The following is a 20,512-nucleotide window of genomic DNA, read 5'->3' as shown; positions in this document are numbered from 1 at the left end:
ATATATAAGTTTGCCCGGCAAAGACAAAACGCACTTAGGGAACCATATCCTTCAGTGCGTTGTGATAACAAGGCGTATTTAAAGCATTTAGCCTATTCGAGATGGTCTAAAGAGAAGACAGAACTGAACGATTTCATCTTTTCCTTTATTCCACAAATCTCGTCGATTTTTTTGGCGTTCTTGCTAACTGTCGCAATGGAGATACCATAACGCTCTGCTATTTCAGGATACGAAGTCGTTCGACGATGCATCTTGGCCGTTAAATATTCAAGTGCTGCTGCCCAGCCCTCCGGCTTCGTCAGCTTTGGCACTTCCGGATACAGACGTGAGAGAAATTCAACCCACAGTGTCATCAGGTCGTATTGCTGTACGAGGTCAAACCGCTTATTAACGCGGGATAGTGCTGCCTCAACAACCTCCTGCCATTTGTCTTCCCAAACCGGAAGACGCGATGGAACACGATTAGGTTCAATGACTGTTGCCTTTCCTTCCAGTACAGCATGAAGCGGCTCCTGTACGCCGAGTGTACGAAGCACGAATACGGCAATTCGCTTCAAGTAGTCATCTTCGTCCGCCTCAAGCAAAAAGGCGCGAAGCACATCTTTTACTTCATTGTCGGCAATCATACCAAGCGCTTGGATCACCTGCAGCTTCGTATTCTGATCACCATGACGAAGCGCCCAGAAGAACGATGAGCGGACTAGCGGATCCCGCTTCAAATGCTCAGGAAGACCATCGGAGGAATTTTCCCACAGTTTAAACTGCTCCTCGAACGGCAAATGATAATGATAGCTCACCGTCGCTGACTGGTCACCGATCTTAATCAACGATAGCTGTTCCATGTAATAACGTGGAATATCCGATTCAGGATCAAGCTTCGCCGCCTGCTTCCAGAGGCGCTCTGCTTCCACGTACCGGTTAATATTGCATGCCGCTACCGCAGCATAATGGTATAAGCATGGATCGAGATTAAGCTCCGAATCTTTCAATAGACGGGTGAAATGGCGATAAGCCGATTCATGTTCGCCCAAGATCCCCATCGTTGTTGCAAGTTTAAATACATGCTCTTGATGAAATGGTGCTGTTTTGCGCAGAAGATCTAGCAACGGGGCAAGGCTCGCCGTATCCCCCGAATGCTGATAGAAGATCCCCAAATTACAAAGGGCATGCAAATTACCGGGCTCAAGTTCAAGCGCTTCATGAATCGTTGCCATCGCTTTGTCGAACATGCCCATATAGTAATAAGCCAATGCCAAATTGTTTCGTGCGGCCAGAAACTCTGGCTGCTCCTCGATAATCTTCTCAAGAATACGAACAGCCTCCGTAAACTTGCCTTCCTCAAGGAGCTTACGGGCCTGATCATGTTCGAACATACCTTCACGTGCTTTAATATTCGTAAGCGGCGCAGGGCGCTCAAGCTCATACTGGAGAAGCTCCATCATCTCATCGGCTTCGTCGAGGTATTGTCCATCCGCATCTTCTTCAAGATATTTAACAAGCGAGCCCTCGGCTGCTTCATACATCTCCATATTGGCATAGTTATTGGCCATGTAGAAATGACATTCCGTCATCGTCGGATCCAGCTCATCGACAATCCATTTCAAAATCCGATTGGATTCTTCATAATTGCCCATCTCCGACATGATGCCTGCCATGTTGCAATGATTAACCGGATTTTCCGGTTCATACTCCACGGCACGCCGGAAATATTTGAGTGCCTTGTCATAGTGGTAACGATCCAACGAGCGAACCGCCCGTTCGAAAAAGAACGTGGCGTCCCATTGAATCGGTATGATCTTGGCTGTCTCTTCTATGGCTTCACGTTTCTTTTCTTTCACCTAGCAAGGCACCTCCCGGAACTTGATTTTCTACGATTATACCATAGCAATGCCTATCCTAACACGAAAGAATATGTGGGAAAATCGCGAACGTTAGGTAAAACGCCCGCGATTTTCTGTCATTGCCTTATTTAATTAAACGCCGCCGTTTGTCTTGAAGAGGGTACTGATCGAACCGCCTTCAATGATAATGCGAGTTGCTTCCGCAAGCAGCGGAGCTACCGACAATACGGTGAACTTCTCCGGATGATCCTCTGGCAGAGAGATCGAATCCGTTACGATTATTTCTTTGATATGAGGATGATTCAAACGCTCAATGGCATTTCCCGAGAACAGAGGGTGAGTTGCGCATACATAGACGTCTTCTGCTCCACGCTCTTTCAAGCTTTCAACAACGTTGACAATAGTAGAGCCCGTATCGATCAAGTCCTCGATGATAATCGCAGTTTGTCCCTCTACATCGCCGATAACGTGAGTAATCGATGATTCATTGTGTGCAGGACGCTTCTTGATCATAATAGCAAACGATGTGTCCAGGTTGTTCGCAAGTTTCTCTGCGGTGGAAGCACGTCCAGCGTCCGGAGATACGACTACCGGGTTTTTAATGTTCTTCGATTTCAGATAGTCACTGATCAGATCGAGCGCTGTCATGTGGTCTACCGGAATATTGAAGAAGCCTTGAATAGCCGGCGCGTGAAGATCAATTGTGATAACACGGTTTGCGCCAACCGTAGTCAGTACGTCTGCAACCATTTTAGCAGAGATAGGCTCCCGCGGAGCTGCTTTGCGCTCTTGGCGCGCATAGCCGTAATACGGCATGATGATGTTAATCGTCTTCGCGGATGCCCGCTTCGCTGCATCAATCATTACAAGCAATTCGACAAAATGCTCATTGATCGGATGCGAGAACGATTGAACGAGGAATACGTCACAGTTCCGAATCGTTTCTTCATAGTGAACGTAGATTTCCCCGCTCTTGAAACGGGACATTTTGATGGCGCCGAGTGTCAATCCCAAATCACTGGCGATCTTTTGAGCCAATATCGGATTGGACGAACCCGAAAAAATACGCAACTTGTCGCTAAACATGATACCCTCCTGAGCGTTTTAAACCAATAATTTGACATGAAGTGCTTCTTTGCATGGGCAAAGTCTTCGTCGTTTGCTCGACACTTTCGTACAGCGTCAAGCTTGTTCCATATCATTATACATCTAATTTACTATAATTCAAAAATCGACAAATACCAATTTTCGCCGTTCAAACGTCGCCAGCTGAGAAAAACCGACATCTTTCAACACCGCACGCGCTTGATCTAAATATTGCCCCAGTCGCTGCGGCTGATGCGCATCCGAGCCAATAGTGATTGGAATGTTCAATTGTTTGGCATATTCGAGCATTCTGCGGCTTGGAAACATCTCCTCAGCGGGGGTCCGAAGACCCGATGCATTAAGCTCGATCGCCATCCCATGACGCTTAACGGCATCTAGAGCAGCCTTCTCCAGATGAGTCACATCGCCTTCTGGCTTGAAGCCAAAACGCTTAATGACATCGATATGCCCGATGTAGTCGTAGAATCTCGTTGCTGCTGCTTTCGCCACCGCATCGTAATACTGCTCATACACCTTCATAGGGTCTTTACCTTCCCAGCCATGTGTCTGCCGGAAGTCCGTAATATCCCATTCACCGAGAAAATGAACCGACCCAATCACATAGTCGAATGGATACGCGTTAATAATGGCTTCAATCTTTTCTTCTTGACCTTCGATATAGTCCCCTTCGAGGCCGACACGAATGTCGATCTGGCCTTTATATTTCTCCTTCAGAGCCAGACACTCTTCCACATATCCGGAAAGCTCCTCCATCGGCATCGCCATCTCCGGATAATACGTAGCAGGATCAACATGAAGAAGCGGCATATGGTCAGAAAGACCGATCTGCTGAAGACCGATCTCTATCCCCTTCTGCACGTATTCCTCCAGCGAGCCGACAGCATGCCCACAGCGGGCATGATGGGTATGATAATCGATAAACATGTGCATACCGGCCTTTCTTCAAAAAATTAGGTTATTTTCCTGCCTGCTCTCTTCTCATCGCATTGTTAGTGGCAGGCTTGCCGTGACGGCTTTGCAGCTCGTTCATCACATCGTCAAGCGGCAATCCGCGTTCACGCAGCAGGACAAGCAGATGGAACAGAAGGTCGCTTGCTTCCGAGCGAAGCTCGTCGTTGTCACTGTTTTTCGCAGCAATAATCGCTTCCGTAGCTTCTTCGCCGACCTTTTTCAGGATCTTATCGAGACCCTTCTCGAACAGATAAGTCGTATAAGCGCCTTCGGGGCGTTCTGCATAACGCGCAGCGATAACGCTCTCCAGCTCGCCAAGAATCGCAAAGCGATTATCAGCGGATGCCTCAGTCTCTGCTCCCGCTGTGCTAATGCCGGCTACTTCAATCTCGTTGAAGAAGCAGGAGTACGCACCCGTATGGCAAGCCGGACCTTTCTGATCTACACGCACGAGCAGCGTGTCGGCGTCGCAATCATACGACATCGAGCGAATACGCTGTGTATGGCCGCTTGTTGCCCCTTTGTTCCACAACTCATTGCGGGAGCGACTCCAGAACCAGGTAACACCTGATTCCACCGACAACTTAAGAGACTCTTTGTTCATGTAAGCAAGCATAAGCACTTCTTTGCTCTGCGCATCCTGCACAATTGCCGGAACAAGACCGTCCTCGCTCCATTTGATGCGTTCTGCCAGTTCCGTCATCGTACTTCCACGCCTTTCTGCCTCAGATCATCCTTCACTTCGCGGATCGTCATTTCTTTGTAGTGGAAAATGGTCGCCGCAAGGCCTGCATCGGCATGACCTTCTTCGAATACGTCAGAGAAATGCTCAATCCGTCCCGCTCCGCCGGAAGCGATGACCGGAATACTAACCGAGTCCGATACTGCACGAGTCAGCTTCAGGTCAAAGCCGTCTTTTGTACCGTCTGCATCCATGCTAGTAAGCAAAATTTCTCCTGCTCCTAGACGTTCAATCTCCTTCGCCCATTCGAGAACCTTAATCCCAGTCTCCTTGCGTCCGCCGTGGGTGAACACTTCCCACTCGCCCCAAGCCTCGTTGTACTTCGCATCAATGGCTACAACAATACATTGCGAGCCGAATTTGCGAGCACCGCCGCTTACAAGAGATGGATTAAGAACCGCAGCTGTGTTGATTGCGATTTTGTCCGCGCCAGCTCGAAGCAGCCGCTTCATATCGTCAACATGGGAGATACCGCCTCCAACTGTGAACGGAATCGTAATCTCTCCAGCTGTTCTTTTGACAACTTCAATCATTGTTGCGCGTCCTTCTACCGATGCCGAAATATCGAGAAAGACGAGCTCATCGGCGCCCTCCTGATCGTAGGTGGACGCAAGCTCAACCGGATCCCCTGCATCACGCAGGTTCACGAAGTTAACTCCTTTTACAACTCGTCCGTCCTTTACATCCAGACATGGAATAATACGTTTCGCCAGCATATGTGCACGCTCCCCTCTCGTTAATCGCTGGAATCTAATCTATATCGTAGCGAGCAATCGCCTTTTAACGCTGTACAACCGGACTTCCCGTTAAAGCAAGGAAGTTACCCAGCAGCTTGATGCCAAGCTCACTGCTCTTCTCCGGGTGGAACTGCATACCATACACATTGCCGCGTCCCACAATCGCCGTTACCTGCTGATGATAATCCGTTGTCGCGAGGAGGTCAGAAGCAACCTCCGGCTTCGCATGATAGGAGTGTACGAAGTACACATGCCCTTCCTCGAGGCCTTTGAACAGTGGGCTGTCTTGTTGGAAGTTTAGCTTGTTCCAGCCCATATGCGGCACTTTGTAGTCGCCTTGGAACCGAATCACTTTGCCTGGGAGCAAATTAAGACCCTCATTCACACCATGCTCTTCGCTTTGAGTAAACAGCAGCTGCATACCGAGGCAAATACCGATAAGCGGCTTGCCGGAAGCTGCATAAGCTTTTGTTGCCTCATCAAGCTTCGTCTCACGCAAATTGTCCATTGCATCGCCAAACGCGCCAACGCCCGGCAGAATTGCACCGTCCGCTGCAGCAATAACCGCTGGATCAGCTGTTACGACTGCTTCGTAGCCAAGACGCTCAACCGCCTTGCTGACGCTGTGCAGATTGCCCATGCCGTAATCGATGATCGCGATCATACTACAGCACTCCTTTCGTTGAAGGCACTCCTTGTACACGAGGATCGATGCTAGTAGCTTCGTCGACCGCACGTCCCAGGGCTTTGAACACCGCTTCGATCATATGATGCGTGTTCTTGCCGTAGTGAACGATGACGTGCAGCGTAACACGTGCTTCAAGAGCAAACTTCCACAAGAATTCATGAACTAGCTCCGTCGAGAAGCTGCCGACTTGTGGAGATGGGTATTCCGCACGGTATTCAAAGTGAGGACGGTTGCTGACGTCGATAATGACTTGAGCAAGTGCCTCATCCATCGGTACGAATACGCTAGCGTAACGCTTGATGCCGCGTTTGTCTCCAAGCGCTTCACGAAGAGTTTGACCAAGGCAGATGCCGATATCTTCTACCGTGTGGTGATCATCGATGTCGATATCGCCGCGTGCTTCAACATTCAAGTCGAATTGGCCATGCTTGGCGAACAGGTCCAGCATATGGTTCAGGAAAGGAACATCCGTCTCGAGCTTCACTTCACCCGTACCGTCTACTGCAAAGCTAAGCTTAATATCTGTTTCATTTGTTTTACGTACAATTTCCGCTTTCCGTTGTGTATCCGCCACTATAATTCCTTCTTTCTATATGAATGGTCTGTTACTTTCCTTCTTGCTCTAACCGAATCTCAATCGCACGGGCATGCGCCTCAAGCCCCTCATGGCGGGCCAGCGTCATAATGCTGCTGCCGTTCTTCAGCAAAGCTTCCTTGCTGTAATAGATAAGGCTCGACTTCTTCAGGAAATCATCCACGTTCACCGGCGAGGAGAAGCGTGCTGTTCCATTCGTCGGGATAATATGGTTAGGTCCGGCAAAATAATCACCTACCGGCTCCGAGCTGTATGGTCCGAGGAAAATTGCACCGGCATTCTCGATGAGACCAAGCAGGCTCATCGGATCAGCCGTCAGTACCTCCAGATGCTCCGGTGCCAGTTTGTTCACAACGTCGATACCCGCTTCAATGGAATCGACGAGCAGTACCGCGCCGTAGCTGTCAATGGACGCGCGCGCAATTGCTTCACGCGGCAGTGTTGCTAGCTGGCGTTCCACTTCGGCAGCGACCGCTTGACCAAGCTTCTCGGATGGCGTCACGAGAATTGCCGAAGCCATCTCATCATGCTCTGCCTGCGACAGCAGGTCAGCTGCGATATAAGAGGCATTCGCCCCTTCATCCGCCAGTACTATGATTTCGCTTGGCCCGGCAATGCTGTCGATGTCGACTGCACCAAATACGGAGCGCTTCGCCAGCGCTACATAAATATTGCCCGGTCCACAAATTTTATCAACCGGTGCAATCGATGCTGTGCCATAAGCAAGCGCTGCAATCGCCTGAGCGCCGCCAACCCGGTACATCTCTTTAACGCCTGCTTCTGCAGCGGCTACAAGAATATACGGGTCAATGCCAGCCTTGCCGCCTGTTGCTGGCGGTGTTACCATCACAATCTCCGGCACGCCAGCTACCTGTGCCGGAATGACGTTCATAAGCACGGACGACGGGTACGCCGCCTTGCCTCCGGGCACATACACGCCGACCCGCTTCAGGGGCCGGAGAATTTGCCCGAGCATCGTACCGTCCGGCTGCAAATCCATCCACGAGTTACGCTTCTGCTTCTCGTGGAATACCCGAATATTCACGGCTGCCTCACGGATTGCCGTGAGGAAATCGGCGTCGACCTTATCGTACGCCGCCAGAATCTCTTCTTGCGTCACGCGCAGCGATGACGCATCAAGCTGCACGCGGTCCAGCTGCTCCGTATACCGCAGCAGCGCCGCGTCTCCTTCCGACTTGATCGCTTCTACGATCTGACGCACTGTTTCATTTTGCTCAGGTGTTCCGTACTCCACCTCACGCTGCAGTCCAAACTGCTCCGCCTGCATAATCCGCATAAGCTTTCGTCCCCTTCCTCACCTATATCGCTCTATCTATCGTGCTATATTTTGGCTGTGATCGTATTCTGCAGACGGTCACACAAGCCTTGAATCACTTCATTCTTCATCCGGTAGCTGACACGGTTCGCAATCAGGCGGCTTGTAATCGGGAAGATGGACTGCATCTCCACAAGACCATTCTCACGCAGTGTCTGACCCGTCTCTACCATATCTACGATGCGGTCAGCAAGACCAATCAGCGGTGCAAGCTCGATGGAGCCATTCAACTTGATAACTTCAACCTGCTGCCCCAGCTCGCGGAAATATTGCGAAGCCACATTCGGATATTTCGTCGCTACCCGTGGATTAATAGCCGGCTTCCAATCCGCAAGACCAATAACCGACATTCGGCATTTTGCGATGCCCAGATCAAGAAGCTCATAGACGTCCTTGTTCTCTTCCATCAGCACGTCTTTGCCCACGATTCCGATATCGGCAACACCGTATTCCACATAAGTTGGAACATCAACCGGCTTCGCCATGATGAACTCCATGCCAACCTCCGGCAGCTCGATAATGAGCTTACGTGTATCATCGAAGTCGCTTGGAATCGGCAGACCCGCTTCACGGAACAGCTTCGAAGCCTGCTTATAGATGCGGCCCTTTGGCATCGCAACCTTCAAAATATCTTTTCTCGCTTCGCTCATTGTCCGCTGCCTCCTGTCGCCTTTTCTATACCGCTGATGAATGGCATTCCCTTCGTGTACGCTACACCTTTATAAGTAAACGAGCCTTCTACAAGCCCATTCCAATCCTCTGCCGCCATACGTTCTGTAACAACCGCTGTTCCCTGCTCACGAAGCTGCTGAGCCGATCCCAGCGCTTCTGCACGGCCTTGCCCGTCATAGCCGATTAGGACCCGCTCCTTACCCGCTGTGTCCTCTTCTGCACCAACAAGCTCCAGAATACGTGTTGTCTTCAGCGCAAAGCCTGTAGCCGGTGCTGGACGTCCAAATTGGCTGAGCAGATTGTCATAACGTCCGCCGCTTGCAACCGGGAATCCAAGATCCGCCGCATAACCCTCGAACGTCATGCCTGTGTAATAAGAGAAATCACCAATCATCGTCAGATCGATCAGTACATGCTCGCATACGCCATATGCCTTCAGCACATCCCAGATCTCGCACAAATGGCGAATGGACTTCTGCGCCGTCGCATCAGCGCTCAGCTCTAGTGCCTGCTCGCAGATTTCCTGCCCACCGCGTAGACGGAGAATACCTTCCAGCTCACGCTGCACCGGCTCCTCTAGCTCAAGTTCACGCAGGCTCTCACGATAGCCGACATAGTCACGATTAAGCAGGCAGGACTTCAGCTGCTCCTGTGCTTCCCCACGTCCAGCCAGCGTCTCCTCAAACAAACCGTTTAAGAAGCCGACATGACCAATCGCAATTTTGAAACGGTTAACACCAGCTGCCTTAAGGGAAGCGATGGCCAGTGCAACAACCTCTGCATCCGCTTCAGCTGAAGCATCACCAACAAGCTCTACACCCGTTTGGAAAAACTCCGCTTCGCGGCCCGACTCTTCTTCAATGGAACGGAATACGTTGCCATGATAAGACAAGCGCAACGGGAATTGTGATTCCTTAAGGAGGGAAGACACCACACGAGCAATCGGTGCTGTCATGTCCGAGCGCAATACAAGTGTCGTACCACGGTTATTGAGCAGCTTGAACAGCTTCTGATCCGAAGTCGAGCTCGCGACCCCTACTGTATCGTAGTATTCCATCGTTGGAGTAATAATCTGTTCGTAGCCCCAGCCCTTCATACAGGCCAGTACATCACGTTCAATATGACGCAGCTTTGCTACTGCGTTTGGTAGATAATCTTTAACGCCAATTGGCTTCTCGAATACTTTTGGTTTAGACATCATTATTCACCTTCGGTTACTTTAGTGTATTAAAGTGCTACCATGTTACCATACTAACAAAATAAAGTATTAGTCGTAATATTAGCATGAACATTCGCTTACGTCAAGATAGCTGGGCATCGCTTCCAGTTTGTGCTGTCCAGCAAGAAAGCCCCGCTATTCGCGCTCTTTCGAGTGTTTGCGAATAGTGAGGCTTTTCCCCTTGTTATAAAGATCCTGGATCACTTCAACTCGGTATCCGTCCGCCTTATCTCCCGAATGGGATTGCCTCCAACAAACATATAGGCTGGTACATCCTTATGGACGATCGAACCAGCAGCGATTACCGCATGATCTCCAATCGTCACACCAGGAAGGATGGTCGTGTTAGCCCCAATCATAACATGAGAGCCTATCTTCACATTGCCCAGCCGATATTCCTTGATTAAGTACTCATGCGTCAGAATGGTCGTGTTATAGCCAATAATCGTATTATCCCCTACTTCAATCTTCTCTGGGAAAAACACATCAACCATAACCATCAGCGCAAACGCGGTCTGCTTGCCTACTTTCATCCCAAGGATCCGGCGGTAGATCCAATTTTTAACCGTGAGCTCCGGACAATAACGAGCAGCCTGAATCGCGATAAAATTCCGTACCGCCTTGAGACGGCTTACCGTATGATATACCTGCCACAGCGCATTTGGTCCTTCCACCGGATAACGCTCAACGTTTCGCAACGGCTATCGCTCCATTCCTGCGAATGCATACAACTCGCGCATATCTTCAATGATATACTGCGCTCCGCTCTCCTTCAGCAGCTCCTGGCCTTTCAGCGACCAGGCAACACCCACGGGGATTACTCCCGCTTCCTTCGCGGAGATGATATCAACGGTACTATCACCAATCATAATCGTGGTTGCCGGGTCAGCCCCAAGCTGCTCCAACGCCATCAGTACTGGCTCAGGATGCGGCTTCGGATTTGTAACATCGTCAACGGTAACAAACGCATCGACATAATCATACAGCCCGCAAAATTTCATTCCGCGTTCTGTCGACATCCGAATCTTCGTCGTCACAACGCCAATCTGAATGCCTTGTTCATGCAAATTCTTCATGACCTCATTCGTATAAGGGAATGGCCGGAGCAGCTCGTCATGAAGTCTTGTATTCACCGTACGATAGGCTTTAATGAGATGGTCAACATCCTCAAGCCCTGTAAAATGTCTAAACTGCGCTTGAAGTGTAAGTCCCATACTCGGGATAATATGTTCTCTGCCGAATCCCTCAGGGACAAGGCCCTTCAGTGATTCCAGAAACGAGCGAATAATAAGCTCATTGGTGTCCATAATGGTGCCATCCAGATCGAACAGCATTGTTCGTATATTGCCCGTCATGCTTTTCTTCACTCCTAATACATATAAAAGCTTACAGGTTGTCCGTCTTTACATCCGTTACAGGCACCGCTGTCTCCTTCGTGGACACAATCGGATCCTGATAGCGGACAGATGCCGCTCCTGTTGAACGGCGTACAACGATGAAGATGACTGCCGCGATAATCAGAATGACCGCAAGAAGCTGCGAGATACGTACATCGCCATAAGCTGGATCAAGGAATCCTTGTTCAAACCCAAACCAAGTCATCGGTGTCCATAGAGCATCCATCAGGGAACCCAGCGCCCCTGGACCTTGGAAAGCCAAGCTGTCCGTACGGATTCCTTCAATGAAGAAGCGGCCGATCGAGTACCAGATAAAGTAGTACGCAACAAGCTCACCTGCGCGAAGGAACTTTTGACGACGAATAACCATCAAGAGGATAATACCGACCAAGCTCCAGAGCGATTCATAGAGAAACGCCGGGTGATGGTAAACGCCTTCACTTGCAACATACATTTGATTCACAATGAAGTCAGGCAGATGCAGCGTATTCCGCAGGAAGCTCTCGTCCACCGGACCGCCGTATGCTTCCTGGTTCATGAAGTTGCCCCAACGGCCAATCATTTGACCCGCAAGAAGCCCTGGTGCACAAATATCTACCATTCGCCAGAACGAGTAGCCTTTGTAGCGGAAATAGAAAAATCCACATGCAAACGCCCCGATCAAGGCACCATAGATGGCAATCCCACCATTCCAAATTTTAAAGACATCTACCCAATTGTTCTTATACTCGTCCCATGTGAATGCTACATAATAAATTCTCGCGCAAATAACGGCCGATGGCACGCCAAGCAGCAAGAGGTCCATGAAAAACTCCGGCTTAATGCCGAATCTTTTTCCTTCCTGTACAGCCAGCAGCAAACCGACCAATGCAGCCGTACCAAGAATGATGCCGTACCAACGCACATGAATGTCCCCAAGGGAAAACGCCGTTGGATCAATCAACAGATTCATTGTTCAATGCTCCTTCTATAATAGGTCTATTCCTGCAACTCTTTCAGCTATCAATCGAAATCATCGGTATCTTCCGCAATCGTTTCGGTCAGCTTATTCGTAAACTGCAGAGCCGCATTGTAGCCCATACGTTTCAGACGGAAGTTCATAGCTGCAACCTCGATAATAACGGCTAAGTTTCGGCCAGGACGAACCGGCACTGTAACTAGCGGTATATCCGTATCAATAATCCGAGTCTTCTCCTCGTCAAGGCCAAGACGGTCATATTGTTTATCCTGCTGCCAGTTCTCAAGCTTAATAACCAGGGTAATACGCTTGCTCGTACGTACAGCACCAGCACCAAACAAAGTCATCACGTTAATGATTCCCAGCCCACGAATTTCAAGCAAATGGCGAATAAGCTCCGGCGCACTGCCGAACAACTGTCCATCCGACGTCTGACGAATTTCAACCGCATCATCGGCTACCAGACGATGGCCGCGTTTCACAAGCTCTAGAGCGGTTTCACTTTTACCAATACCACTTCCGCCCGTAATAAGCATGCCAACACCATATACGTCTACAAGGACGCCATGAATCGTAGCAGTTGGAGCAAGCTTCTTCTCCAGGAAGTCTGTAATCCGGCTTTGCAAAATAGTCGTTGCCACATTACTGCGCAGCACTGCAATTTGTGCTTTGTTCGAGTGTTCCACCAGCTCGGCTGGTGCTTCAAGTCCCCTTGTCAAAATAATACAAGGTGTGTTCTCATGACAAAGCTGCTCAAAACGGCTTCTGCGTTCCTCACTCGTCAGCGTATCGAGAAATGTAAGTTCTGTCTTACCAAGCAGTTGTACGCGCTCATGTGGGTGATAGTCGAAATATCCTGCCATCTCTAGGCCCGGACGATAAAGATCATCAACCAGAATAGAACGCTTCAAGCCGTCTTCTCCGGAGACAATCTCCATTGAGAAATGTTGCACTAGTTCCGCTACTTTTACTTTCTTAGCCATCGAACGGCCTCCTCACTTGCGTTCCCAATAGGTTATATGAAGTAAGTAAATCTATTTCCAATGACTTCATCGTAAAGGAAAAAAGCGCCGAAAGCAACGTTTCTCCGTCGCTCAGCGCTTTTCGTCATTTTATAACCACATTCACGGGTTCTTCGACATATCCCGGGTATTGATACAGCTCAAAAGTTAATGGCTGCTTATAAGGTTTATTAGGGATTGTGTAGTATGCTTCGTACATTCCCTTTGATATACTGCCATCACCTGTAGTACTGCCACCGGTATAATCCTCTATTGGATAGGACTTACCCGACTGATCATGAAACATGCCTTTATATTCAAGAAGCCAATATCCGTAAACGATGTCCACGCTATCCAAATGCGAAGCTTCTACTACCAAGTTGATGCCTTTTGAGGTTGATTTAGCACTCTTTAGCCGTATCTGTTCATCAGGAGTTTCCAACGTTTCTCCCGTCTCCGTATTAATGACGAGCTTTTGTCCTTTCGGCGACAGTAGCAGTCCATCAGCTACCAACTGAAGATGCTTAGGCTTCTCGAAGTAATTGCTCTGGAACGTTAGCGTCGTTGTCCCGTCATCCAGCATGCCAAAACCACCTTTTGTCTCCCAACGCCGTCCCTTCTCATCCACCAATGCCAGCTTCAAAAAAGAATTTGCGCGAATCCTTGCATCCGGTTCCCTTCGGATCGTGACCGATGCCTGCAGCGGTGTAACGAGAGCTTTCTCTATGATGAAATGCTGTCCCCCAACCTCTATTTCTTTGTTCAGTGTGATTTCTTCCCTTAACTCTTCAAATCGGCTATGATCAATTGGAATATCGACCTCATGCCATTTACCGCCGAGCTTCAAGTTGAACTTTATTATGTCCGGCACCTCGACACCATCACCCAACATAATATCAATCATATCATGGATACTTGTCGCTTCTTCCTTTTCCGACTCTGTCTGCCCAATACTATAATAGTTACTGCCGATCATAGCTTCCAATTGCTCACCATTACCGTCGGTAATCTTGTAGTCTGAGGTAAGAGCATCTTCGCTCACATTCGGACCCTCTGCCGTATAAAAAATCACAATCCGCTGTTGATCCGCCATAACACCATCAACCGTGAGCGTATAGCCATTCTTACTGTCGGAGACATTCACCGGCTGAATAAATTCATGATTCATTGCACTAGTCAATGTGTTATCGCCTTTTATCAACTCAACAACTCCATTCAACCCCGGAATCTCACGCACCAGATTCGCAAAGGCAGGGGATACCCGAATACATGCTGTCAGAAGAACAAGCACGATAACCGCCGAAGCTGCCATTTGAACGGTCAGTCTGCTTCTTCTCCTCCTCCTTCCTTGCAGGCGCGCCCTTTCTACTCCTGTCCGAATGGCTGATGTAAAGGAATCCTCCGATGCACTTCCTAGTAACAGGTTCACCTGTGCCTTATCCTCTGCAAACATCTCATCCAGTGCGTGCTCGAGCTCCAACCTATTCCCACTCAACCGTCATCCCCTCCTTTCCGTACGACTCATTACTTCTTAATTGCTTCAAAGCTTGATGCAGCCACGTTCTTATTGTCCCATCGGGCTTCTCCAGGAGCTCAGCAATCTCCGTAATCGTCATGTCCCGATAATATTTCAGCACAATGACCATCCTGTATTTCGCAGGTAACTTCTGCAGTTGAACAGCCAAATCCATTCTATCCACGCCATTTTCCGTAGCAGCTAACGTATCTCTCTCCATAAGCTCGTTATTTAGAGGCTGCTCACGTCGCCGCTTCTTTTGCTCATCCAGACAGACCCGGATAAGAATCCGTGTCATCCAGGTCGTAAAGACCTTGGGATCACGCAAAGTACGGCGTTTATTCCATACCCTAAAAGTAGTCTCCTGTATAGCCTCGAGTGCATCAGCTTCATTCCGCATATAGGAGTAGGCAATGCCATATAGGCGGCTCTGATCCATCTGAATTCGTGCAATAAGCGCCTCATCGTCGCCTTTTATAGCATCCGCTGCATATTCATCTCTATCCATTTGCCCCTCCTTCCCCAAACCCTCATCTTAAGCTTAATTACGTATTAGACGGTGCTGGTGCCATTTCGGTTTTTTTTATTTATAAAAACGTAAAAAAGACTGCCCCCCAATCGGGGGACAGCCTTGTTGTAAATGTTAAGGATTAGTTTTCGAAGATGTTCAGCTCGGACTCTTTGTCGAACATATGAACTTTGTTCATATCCAGAGCAAGCTTAACGCTGGAACCGTCACGAAGTGTCGAACGACCGTCAACGCGAGCGATTACTGTGTCAGAACCGATACCATTCAGGTACAGGTACATTTCATGACCAAGGTTCTCAGCTACTTCAACGTTAGCGTTAACGATTGTGTTCGGGGAAGCTTCCAAGAACACAGGCTCTTCGTGAAGATCTTCTGGACGAATACCCAGAATTACTTCTTTACCAATGTAACCTCTGCCACGAAGATCTGCTGCTTTACCTTCAGGTACAACAACGTCTACGCCAGTGGTTTTGAATTTCACAACGCCGCCTTGATCAACAAGCGTACCAGTAATGAAGTTCATCGAAGGTGCGCCAATGAAGCCCGCTACGAAGATGTTTACTGGGTGGTTGTACAGCTCTTCAGGAGAAGCTGTTTGTTGAATGAAGCCGTCTTTCATAACTACGATACGATCGCCCATCGTCATTGCTTCGATTTGGTCATGCGTTACGTAGATAGTAGTTGTTTCAAGACGTTTAGTCAGTTTGCTGATTTCAGCACGCATTTGACCACGAAGTTTAGCGTCCAAGTTGGAAAGTGGTTCGTCCATCAAGAATACTTGTGGTTCACGAACGATAGCGCGTCCCAAAGCTACACGTTGACGTTGACCGCCGGAGAGTGCTTTTGGTTTACGATCCAGCAAATGCTCGATATCAAGAATTTTAGCAGCTTCACGAACACGTTTGTCGATGTCTGCTTTTTTGAATTTACGAAGTTTAAGGCCGAAAGCCATGTTTTGATAAACGTTCATGTGTGGGTACAACGCGTAGGATTGGAATACCATCGCGATGTCGCGGTCTTTCGGTGCTACGTCATTTACGACGCGGTCGCCGATGTACAGCTTGCCCTCGGAGATTTCTTCAAGACCTGCGATCATACGAAGAGTTGTCGATTTACCACAGCCGGAAGGTCCTACCAGTACCAAAAACTCTTTGTCCTTAATGTCAAGGTTAACATCAGTTACCGATGCTTTGTCGGAACCCGGGTATTTTTTGTAAATGCCTTCTAAACGTACGCCTGCCATTTGAATGTCCCCCTAAAAGAAAATTTCTTATGGGTATATCTTATCGCACAGGCCTGTTTGTGACTATGCACAAACTATACAAAAAAACTAATTCCTTTTCGTAACTTTGTACAATAGTAAAATAATTTTGACTAATACGGCATCACGGAACTGTCGAACATCAAGTCCTGTTTCCTGTTTTAATTTATCTAAGCGATATAATAATGTATTCCGATGGATATAAAGCTTTTTTGCCGTTTCACTTACATTACAATCAAGCGAGAAGAAAGTTTCAAGTGTTGCCAGCATTTCCGATTCAACGAATAACTCGGTCCGCTTTAAAGCATGCTCCAAGTAACGGGAACGTTGAACCTCCGGAATCGCATTCAAGAGCCGCTCCAACTGCAGATTCCAAGGCAAATGAATACTTGTTCCTACATGGAACTTACGGCCAAGATTAATCGTCTCACGCAGCAGTACGGTCGTCTCCACAATTCCTTTAGCCGGACTTACAGGATGAGCGACAGCCAGATGGCATTCGCCGATCCATTCGCTTGCCAGCATCTCATATAAACCATGACATATAGAAGACAAACTGTCTTCCACCGTTTCCTCATCTTCGTCATCCATAAACTCACTATCGGCTTCCTTCAATAAAGAGACAGGTCCCCAGATAAGCCATTCCTGATTTTTAAGTGGAATAAGCAAAATATCCTCCGCAAGAAATGAGCGAAGCAGCTTTTCCAGTTCCGAATAAGAAGCCTGTTTACCATTCGTATATTCCGTTACTAATAAGAAAGGTATCATTTCCGCAAATAACTTGCCGCCTGCAGTCAAATGATCAGGAATCGAATAAGACGGCTCCTCCGAATCAACCTGCTGTTGAATCCACTCGCTTAGCTTGAGGGCAAACGATTCGCTTTCTGATAAGTTACCCGGTTTCACTGCTTGCTGCTGTTGAGCTTGATTCCATTGCAGTGTCCAAGTCAATAACTCCGCTTCAGCCCGCTTAAGTTCCCCTTCGATCTCTAAGGCATCCACATCGTTGCCCGTAACCTTAACCACAATCCAAGTCTTTCCGTTTTGCTCTACACGACTGCCTTCCATAACCTTATCGTGCTTGTCATCTCCGCTCCAGCTTGTCCAATCAGATAACGAGAACGTAGTGAACCGTACCGGACAGTTCAAAATGTGCTGCAGCGGGGTTAGCCAATCTGTCGTGCTCATTTCACATGTCTCCAATCTCCAGCTCCAAGAATGACGCTTTTTTTCGTCATTGTATCACAAAACCACTGCTTAGTTCAGCCTTTCATGACAAGCAGCAAGATAGACAGCAGGGAGAACAGCGCTGCAATGAGATACATAAATGAAACTGTTTGAACCTGTGTTAGCCCCCACCGCATAAGAGTATGGTGAGTATGGAGTTTATCTGCCTGATGGAGTCCCTTTCCGGTAGCCAGTCTGCGAAGCATAACGATTATTGTATCCAAGATAGGTAAGCCTAGTGCTAGTAGAGGCACTAATATCGTGATAAACGTAGCTTTCTTGAACGCACCATCTATAGCGATAACCGCAAGGGTATAGCCTAGAAAGGTTGCTCCAGCATCACCCATAAAAATTCTGGCAGGGTGGAAATTATACAGCAGAAAACCGATACAAGAACCACCAATAATAAGGGCGATTACTCCTATATCCCCTTGCCCTTTAATAAGGGCAGTAATAAACAAAGTAATTGAAGACAATGTACAGACTCCTGAAGCAAGGCCATCTACACCATCAATGAAATTAATCATATTAATAAGGGCGAAGATCCAGAGAATTGTTCCGATCCAATCTACCCAGGCAGGGAAGCTGACGAACAATCCATTAGCGGGATTCATAACGCCATCCATATGAATACCAAAAAACAGCGGAATAGCTGAGACTCCCAAATAGATAATGACACGAGGCCACACCGGAAAGTCTTTTCCTTGCGCCTTCGATGTATCATCCATCAATCCAATTGTAACAAGCAGAGCCCCACCCACGATAATGCATAAACTAAGTGGAGTTATCCCCTGAAAAGTAAGAATCGTCAGAACACAAGCACCGTATAGCGCAGCCCCGCCCATAAGCGGAATCGGGCGATTATGAATTTTACGCCAGTTTGGCCGGTCAACAATCCCATACCTGATAGCAATCCTCTGCATGATGGGTACAAGCAAAACCGTCAATACAATAGTCATCCCAACAGCAAGCCAATACGTCATTCGAATGTTCCCCTTCGTCAGTCACATCATTTGTTATAACTGTCAACATTGTTCCCTATCGAGAGGAAAATAATGATTAAAATCTCCTCTTACAGCGTTATAATGTGTTTGACGACTGGAAATGTTCATGATAGGATAAATCCATACTTATCATATCGGAATTAACGAAAATTAAGGAGTGAATATACGATGCCGCAAGTTGTTATTTTAAATGGCAGTCCTAATCCTGGATCACGTTTGACAGGTATTACGCAGTATGTTGAATCACACTTGTCTAAAGAAGGCATTTCTTTCAACCATATTATGGTTGCATCCCTTCCTGCAGAGGATCTCATCCATGCACGATTCGACAGTCCTGCGATTGTTGAGGCTTCTTCCTTAGTTGAGTCAGCTGATGTTGTCATTATTGCAAGTCCTGTGTACAAAGCATCCTTTACCGGCGTACTCAAAACATTCCTTGATCTGCTTCCTCAAAAAGGACTATCCGGCAAATTTGTCACTCCTTTGTTCATTGGCGGTACGATTGCACACTTGCTCTCAATTGACTACGCCCTTAAGCCAGTCCTTTCCGCATTAAATGCTAAGCACTTCGGCAGCGGAGTATATGCTACTGATTCCCAAATCGCACGCGTTGATAACGGTGAATTTGAACTTAACGAGGAATTACAAGAACGCTTAAACTCCTCTGTAGCAGAAATCATTGAAGAACTTCAATTCCGGAAAAATAAATAACAAAAAAGCTTGAGGGACACTCGATCCTTCAAGCTTTTTCTATTTTATATTAATGAAGCATCAAAAAACCCACATACCTAAGTATGTGGGTTGAACGTTTAAATAAATGGTGAGCCATGAAGGACTCGAACCTTCGACACCCTGATTAAAAGTCAGGTGCTCTACCAACTGAGCTAATGGCTCTCAATAAAGAGAAATGGTGGAGGGCGATGGATTCGAACCACCGAACCCGAAGGAGCAGATTTACAGTCTGCCGTGTTTAGCCACTTCACTAGCCCTCCACAAGCTAAATGGTGGCTCGGGACGGAATCGAACCGCCGACACGAGGATTTTCAGTCCTCTGCTCTACCGACTGAGCTACCGAGCCTTATTTACACATAAAAAAATGGCGGAGCTGACGGGATTCGAACCCGCGGTCTCCTGCGTGACAGGCAGGCATGTTAGGCCTCTACACCACAGCTCCATGCTGCTTCCGGATCTTGTCCGAAAAATTGGTTGCGAAGACAGGATTTGAACCTGTGACCTTCGGGTTATGAGCCCGACGAGCTACCGGACTGCTCCACCTCGCGGCAATATAAAACTTATATGGTGGAGGCTGAGGGGATCGAACCCCCGACCCTCTGCTTGTAAGGCAGATGCTCTCCCAGCTGAGCTAAGCCTCCGAAAAGTATGGTAGCGGCGAAGGGGATCGAACCCCCGACCTCACGGGTATGAACCGTACGCTCTAGCCAGCTGAGCTACACCGCCACACTTATCCCACTAGTGTCACTTACAGCGCGTGGGAACGACTGCAAGATCAGGAACTTGTGCCCTGAAAACTGGATGCGAAAGTGAAAMTTCTTAAGCGATGTTTATGAATSAATCATAAACGTTTTAGGATAAGCCCTCGACCGATTAGTATTCGTCAGCTCCACACATTGCTGTGCTTCCACCCCGAACCTATCAACCTCGTCGTCTTCAAGGGGTCTTACTAATTGGGAAATCTCATCTTGAGGGGGGCTTCACGCTTAGATGCTTTCA

Annotated in this window: 20 protein-coding genes, 7 tRNA genes and 1 rRNA gene; 1 reads left to right on the top strand and 27 read right to left on the bottom strand. The window is 48.2% G+C overall.

Annotated features, from left to right (window positions below; all coding sequences use genetic code 11):
* Window positions 1-92: 92 nt before the first annotated feature.
* The 19 genes from AB4Y93_RS28540 to AB4Y93_RS28450 form a co-directional block, all read right to left on the bottom strand.
* Window positions 93-1,838 carry a tetratricopeptide repeat protein gene (locus AB4Y93_RS28540; protein ID WP_441897137.1) on the bottom strand — a complete coding sequence of 582 codons (1,746 nt, stop codon included), beginning with the start codon at window positions 1,836-1,838 and terminating at the stop codon, window positions 93-95.
* A gap of 135 nt (window positions 1,839-1,973) precedes the next feature.
* Complete coding sequence (locus AB4Y93_RS28535) at window positions 1,974-2,927, bottom strand: ribose-phosphate diphosphokinase (RefSeq protein ID WP_167283093.1); 954 nt, start codon at window positions 2,925-2,927, stop codon at window positions 1,974-1,976.
* A 138-nt stretch (window positions 2,928-3,065) separates the two neighbouring features.
* Window positions 3,066-3,872, bottom strand: coding sequence for a histidinol-phosphatase HisJ (gene hisJ / locus AB4Y93_RS28530; protein ID WP_441897134.1), 807 nt, complete (start codon window positions 3,870-3,872; stop codon window positions 3,066-3,068).
* A 31-nt stretch (window positions 3,873-3,903) separates the two neighbouring features.
* Window positions 3,904-4,602 (bottom strand): bifunctional phosphoribosyl-AMP cyclohydrolase/phosphoribosyl-ATP diphosphatase HisIE, encoded by a 699-nt coding sequence (hisIE, locus tag AB4Y93_RS28525; protein WP_441897132.1) that lies wholly within the window; start codon window positions 4,600-4,602, stop codon window positions 3,904-3,906.
* Window positions 4,599-5,357, bottom strand: coding sequence for an imidazole glycerol phosphate synthase subunit HisF (hisF, locus tag AB4Y93_RS28520; RefSeq protein ID WP_441897130.1), 759 nt, complete (start codon window positions 5,355-5,357; stop codon window positions 4,599-4,601). The genes hisIE and hisF overlap by 4 nt, the downstream gene beginning before the upstream one ends.
* Before the next feature lie 64 nt (window positions 5,358-5,421).
* Window positions 5,422-6,042 carry an imidazole glycerol phosphate synthase subunit HisH gene (gene hisH / locus AB4Y93_RS28515; RefSeq protein WP_441897128.1) on the bottom strand — a complete coding sequence of 207 codons (621 nt, stop codon included), beginning with the start codon at window positions 6,040-6,042 and terminating at the stop codon, window positions 5,422-5,424.
* A gap of 1 nt (window position 6,043) precedes the next feature.
* Window positions 6,044-6,640 carry an imidazoleglycerol-phosphate dehydratase HisB gene (hisB, locus tag AB4Y93_RS28510; protein ID WP_441897127.1) on the bottom strand — a complete coding sequence of 199 codons (597 nt, stop codon included), beginning with the start codon at window positions 6,638-6,640 and terminating at the stop codon, window positions 6,044-6,046.
* A gap of 31 nt (window positions 6,641-6,671) precedes the next feature.
* Window positions 6,672-7,958, bottom strand: coding sequence for a histidinol dehydrogenase (gene hisD, locus AB4Y93_RS28505; protein WP_441897125.1), 1,287 nt, complete (start codon window positions 7,956-7,958; stop codon window positions 6,672-6,674).
* Window positions 7,959-8,002: 44 nt separating this feature from the next.
* The gene (hisG, locus tag AB4Y93_RS28500) at window positions 8,003-8,647 is read right to left on the bottom strand and encodes an ATP phosphoribosyltransferase (protein WP_441897123.1); all 645 of its coding nucleotides are present in this window, start codon (window positions 8,645-8,647) and stop codon (window positions 8,003-8,005) included.
* Entirely contained in the window at window positions 8,644-9,867 is a 1,224-nt protein-coding gene (locus AB4Y93_RS28495; RefSeq protein ID WP_441897179.1) for an ATP phosphoribosyltransferase regulatory subunit, read from the bottom strand. Before AB4Y93_RS28495 ends, hisG begins: the two co-directional genes overlap by 4 nt.
* 221 nt (window positions 9,868-10,088) lie before the next feature.
* Entirely contained in the window at window positions 10,089-10,586 is a 498-nt protein-coding gene (locus AB4Y93_RS28490) for an acyltransferase (protein ID WP_441897121.1), read from the bottom strand.
* Between the two features lie 3 nt (window positions 10,587-10,589).
* Window positions 10,590-11,243, bottom strand: coding sequence for a pyrophosphatase PpaX (gene ppaX, locus AB4Y93_RS28485; RefSeq protein ID WP_441897119.1), 654 nt, complete (start codon window positions 11,241-11,243; stop codon window positions 10,590-10,592).
* A gap of 31 nt (window positions 11,244-11,274) precedes the next feature.
* The gene (gene lgt, locus AB4Y93_RS28480) at window positions 11,275-12,237 is read right to left on the bottom strand and encodes a prolipoprotein diacylglyceryl transferase (protein ID WP_441897117.1); all 963 of its coding nucleotides are present in this window, start codon (window positions 12,235-12,237) and stop codon (window positions 11,275-11,277) included.
* Window positions 12,238-12,287: 50 nt separating this feature from the next.
* On the bottom strand, window positions 12,288-13,226 hold the full coding sequence (hprK, locus tag AB4Y93_RS28475; RefSeq protein WP_441897115.1) for an HPr(Ser) kinase/phosphatase: 939 nt from the start codon (window positions 13,224-13,226) through the stop codon (window positions 12,288-12,290).
* 124 nt (window positions 13,227-13,350) lie between these two features.
* Window positions 13,351-14,739 carry a DUF4179 domain-containing protein gene (locus AB4Y93_RS28470; RefSeq protein ID WP_441897113.1) on the bottom strand — a complete coding sequence of 463 codons (1,389 nt, stop codon included), beginning with the start codon at window positions 14,737-14,739 and terminating at the stop codon, window positions 13,351-13,353.
* Window positions 14,726-15,268 carry a sigma-70 family RNA polymerase sigma factor gene (locus tag AB4Y93_RS28465; RefSeq protein WP_441897111.1) on the bottom strand — a complete coding sequence of 181 codons (543 nt, stop codon included), beginning with the start codon at window positions 15,266-15,268 and terminating at the stop codon, window positions 14,726-14,728. Before AB4Y93_RS28465 ends, AB4Y93_RS28470 begins: the two co-directional genes overlap by 14 nt.
* A 142-nt stretch (window positions 15,269-15,410) precedes the next feature.
* Window positions 15,411-16,532: an ABC transporter ATP-binding protein gene (locus AB4Y93_RS28460; RefSeq protein ID WP_167283058.1), complete on the bottom strand. Its 1,122-nt coding sequence runs from the start codon at window positions 16,530-16,532 to the stop codon at window positions 15,411-15,413.
* Between the two features lie 87 nt (window positions 16,533-16,619).
* The gene (locus tag AB4Y93_RS28455; RefSeq protein ID WP_441897109.1) at window positions 16,620-17,738 is read right to left on the bottom strand and encodes a PucR family transcriptional regulator; all 1,119 of its coding nucleotides are present in this window, start codon (window positions 17,736-17,738) and stop codon (window positions 16,620-16,622) included.
* Window positions 17,739-17,812: 74 nt separating this feature from the next.
* On the bottom strand, window positions 17,813-18,760 hold the full coding sequence (locus tag AB4Y93_RS28450; protein WP_441897107.1) for an MraY family glycosyltransferase: 948 nt from the start codon (window positions 18,758-18,760) through the stop codon (window positions 17,813-17,815).
* A gap of 189 nt (window positions 18,761-18,949) precedes the next feature.
* Here AB4Y93_RS28450 and ssuE point away from each other — a divergent pair, with 189 nt between their 5' ends.
* Window positions 18,950-19,492, top strand: coding sequence for an NADPH-dependent FMN reductase (gene ssuE / locus AB4Y93_RS28445; protein WP_441897105.1), 543 nt, complete (start codon window positions 18,950-18,952; stop codon window positions 19,490-19,492).
* Between the two features lie 107 nt (window positions 19,493-19,599).
* Here ssuE and AB4Y93_RS28440 read toward each other — a convergent pair.
* The 8 genes from AB4Y93_RS28440 to AB4Y93_RS28405 all read right to left on the bottom strand — a co-directional run.
* Window positions 19,600-19,675: transfer RNA gene (locus AB4Y93_RS28440), tRNA-Lys, on the bottom strand.
* 14 nt (window positions 19,676-19,689) lie between these two features.
* Window positions 19,690-19,773: transfer RNA gene (locus AB4Y93_RS28435), tRNA-Tyr, on the bottom strand.
* Window positions 19,774-19,783: 10 nt separating this feature from the next.
* Window positions 19,784-19,859: transfer RNA gene (locus AB4Y93_RS28430), tRNA-Phe, on the bottom strand.
* A 19-nt stretch (window positions 19,860-19,878) separates the two neighbouring features.
* Window positions 19,879-19,955: transfer RNA gene (locus AB4Y93_RS28425), tRNA-Asp, on the bottom strand.
* Window positions 19,956-19,984: 29 nt separating this feature from the next.
* Window positions 19,985-20,061: transfer RNA gene (locus AB4Y93_RS28420), tRNA-Met, on the bottom strand.
* A 17-nt stretch (window positions 20,062-20,078) separates the two neighbouring features.
* Window positions 20,079-20,154, bottom strand: a tRNA-Val gene (locus AB4Y93_RS28415).
* Between the two features lie 8 nt (window positions 20,155-20,162).
* Window positions 20,163-20,239: transfer RNA gene (locus AB4Y93_RS28410), tRNA-Met, on the bottom strand.
* 127 nt (window positions 20,240-20,366) lie between these two features.
* A 23S ribosomal RNA gene (locus AB4Y93_RS28405) occupies window positions 20,367-20,512 on the bottom strand; the annotation flags it as partial.

Origin of the sequence: Paenibacillus sp. YAF4_2 (assembly GCF_052113225.1) — a bacterium.
GTDB lineage: Bacteria > Bacillota > Bacilli > Paenibacillales > Paenibacillaceae > Pristimantibacillus.
Note: the sequence above shows the minus strand (reverse complement) of the source record. Positions and strands in the feature narration are given on the sequence as shown.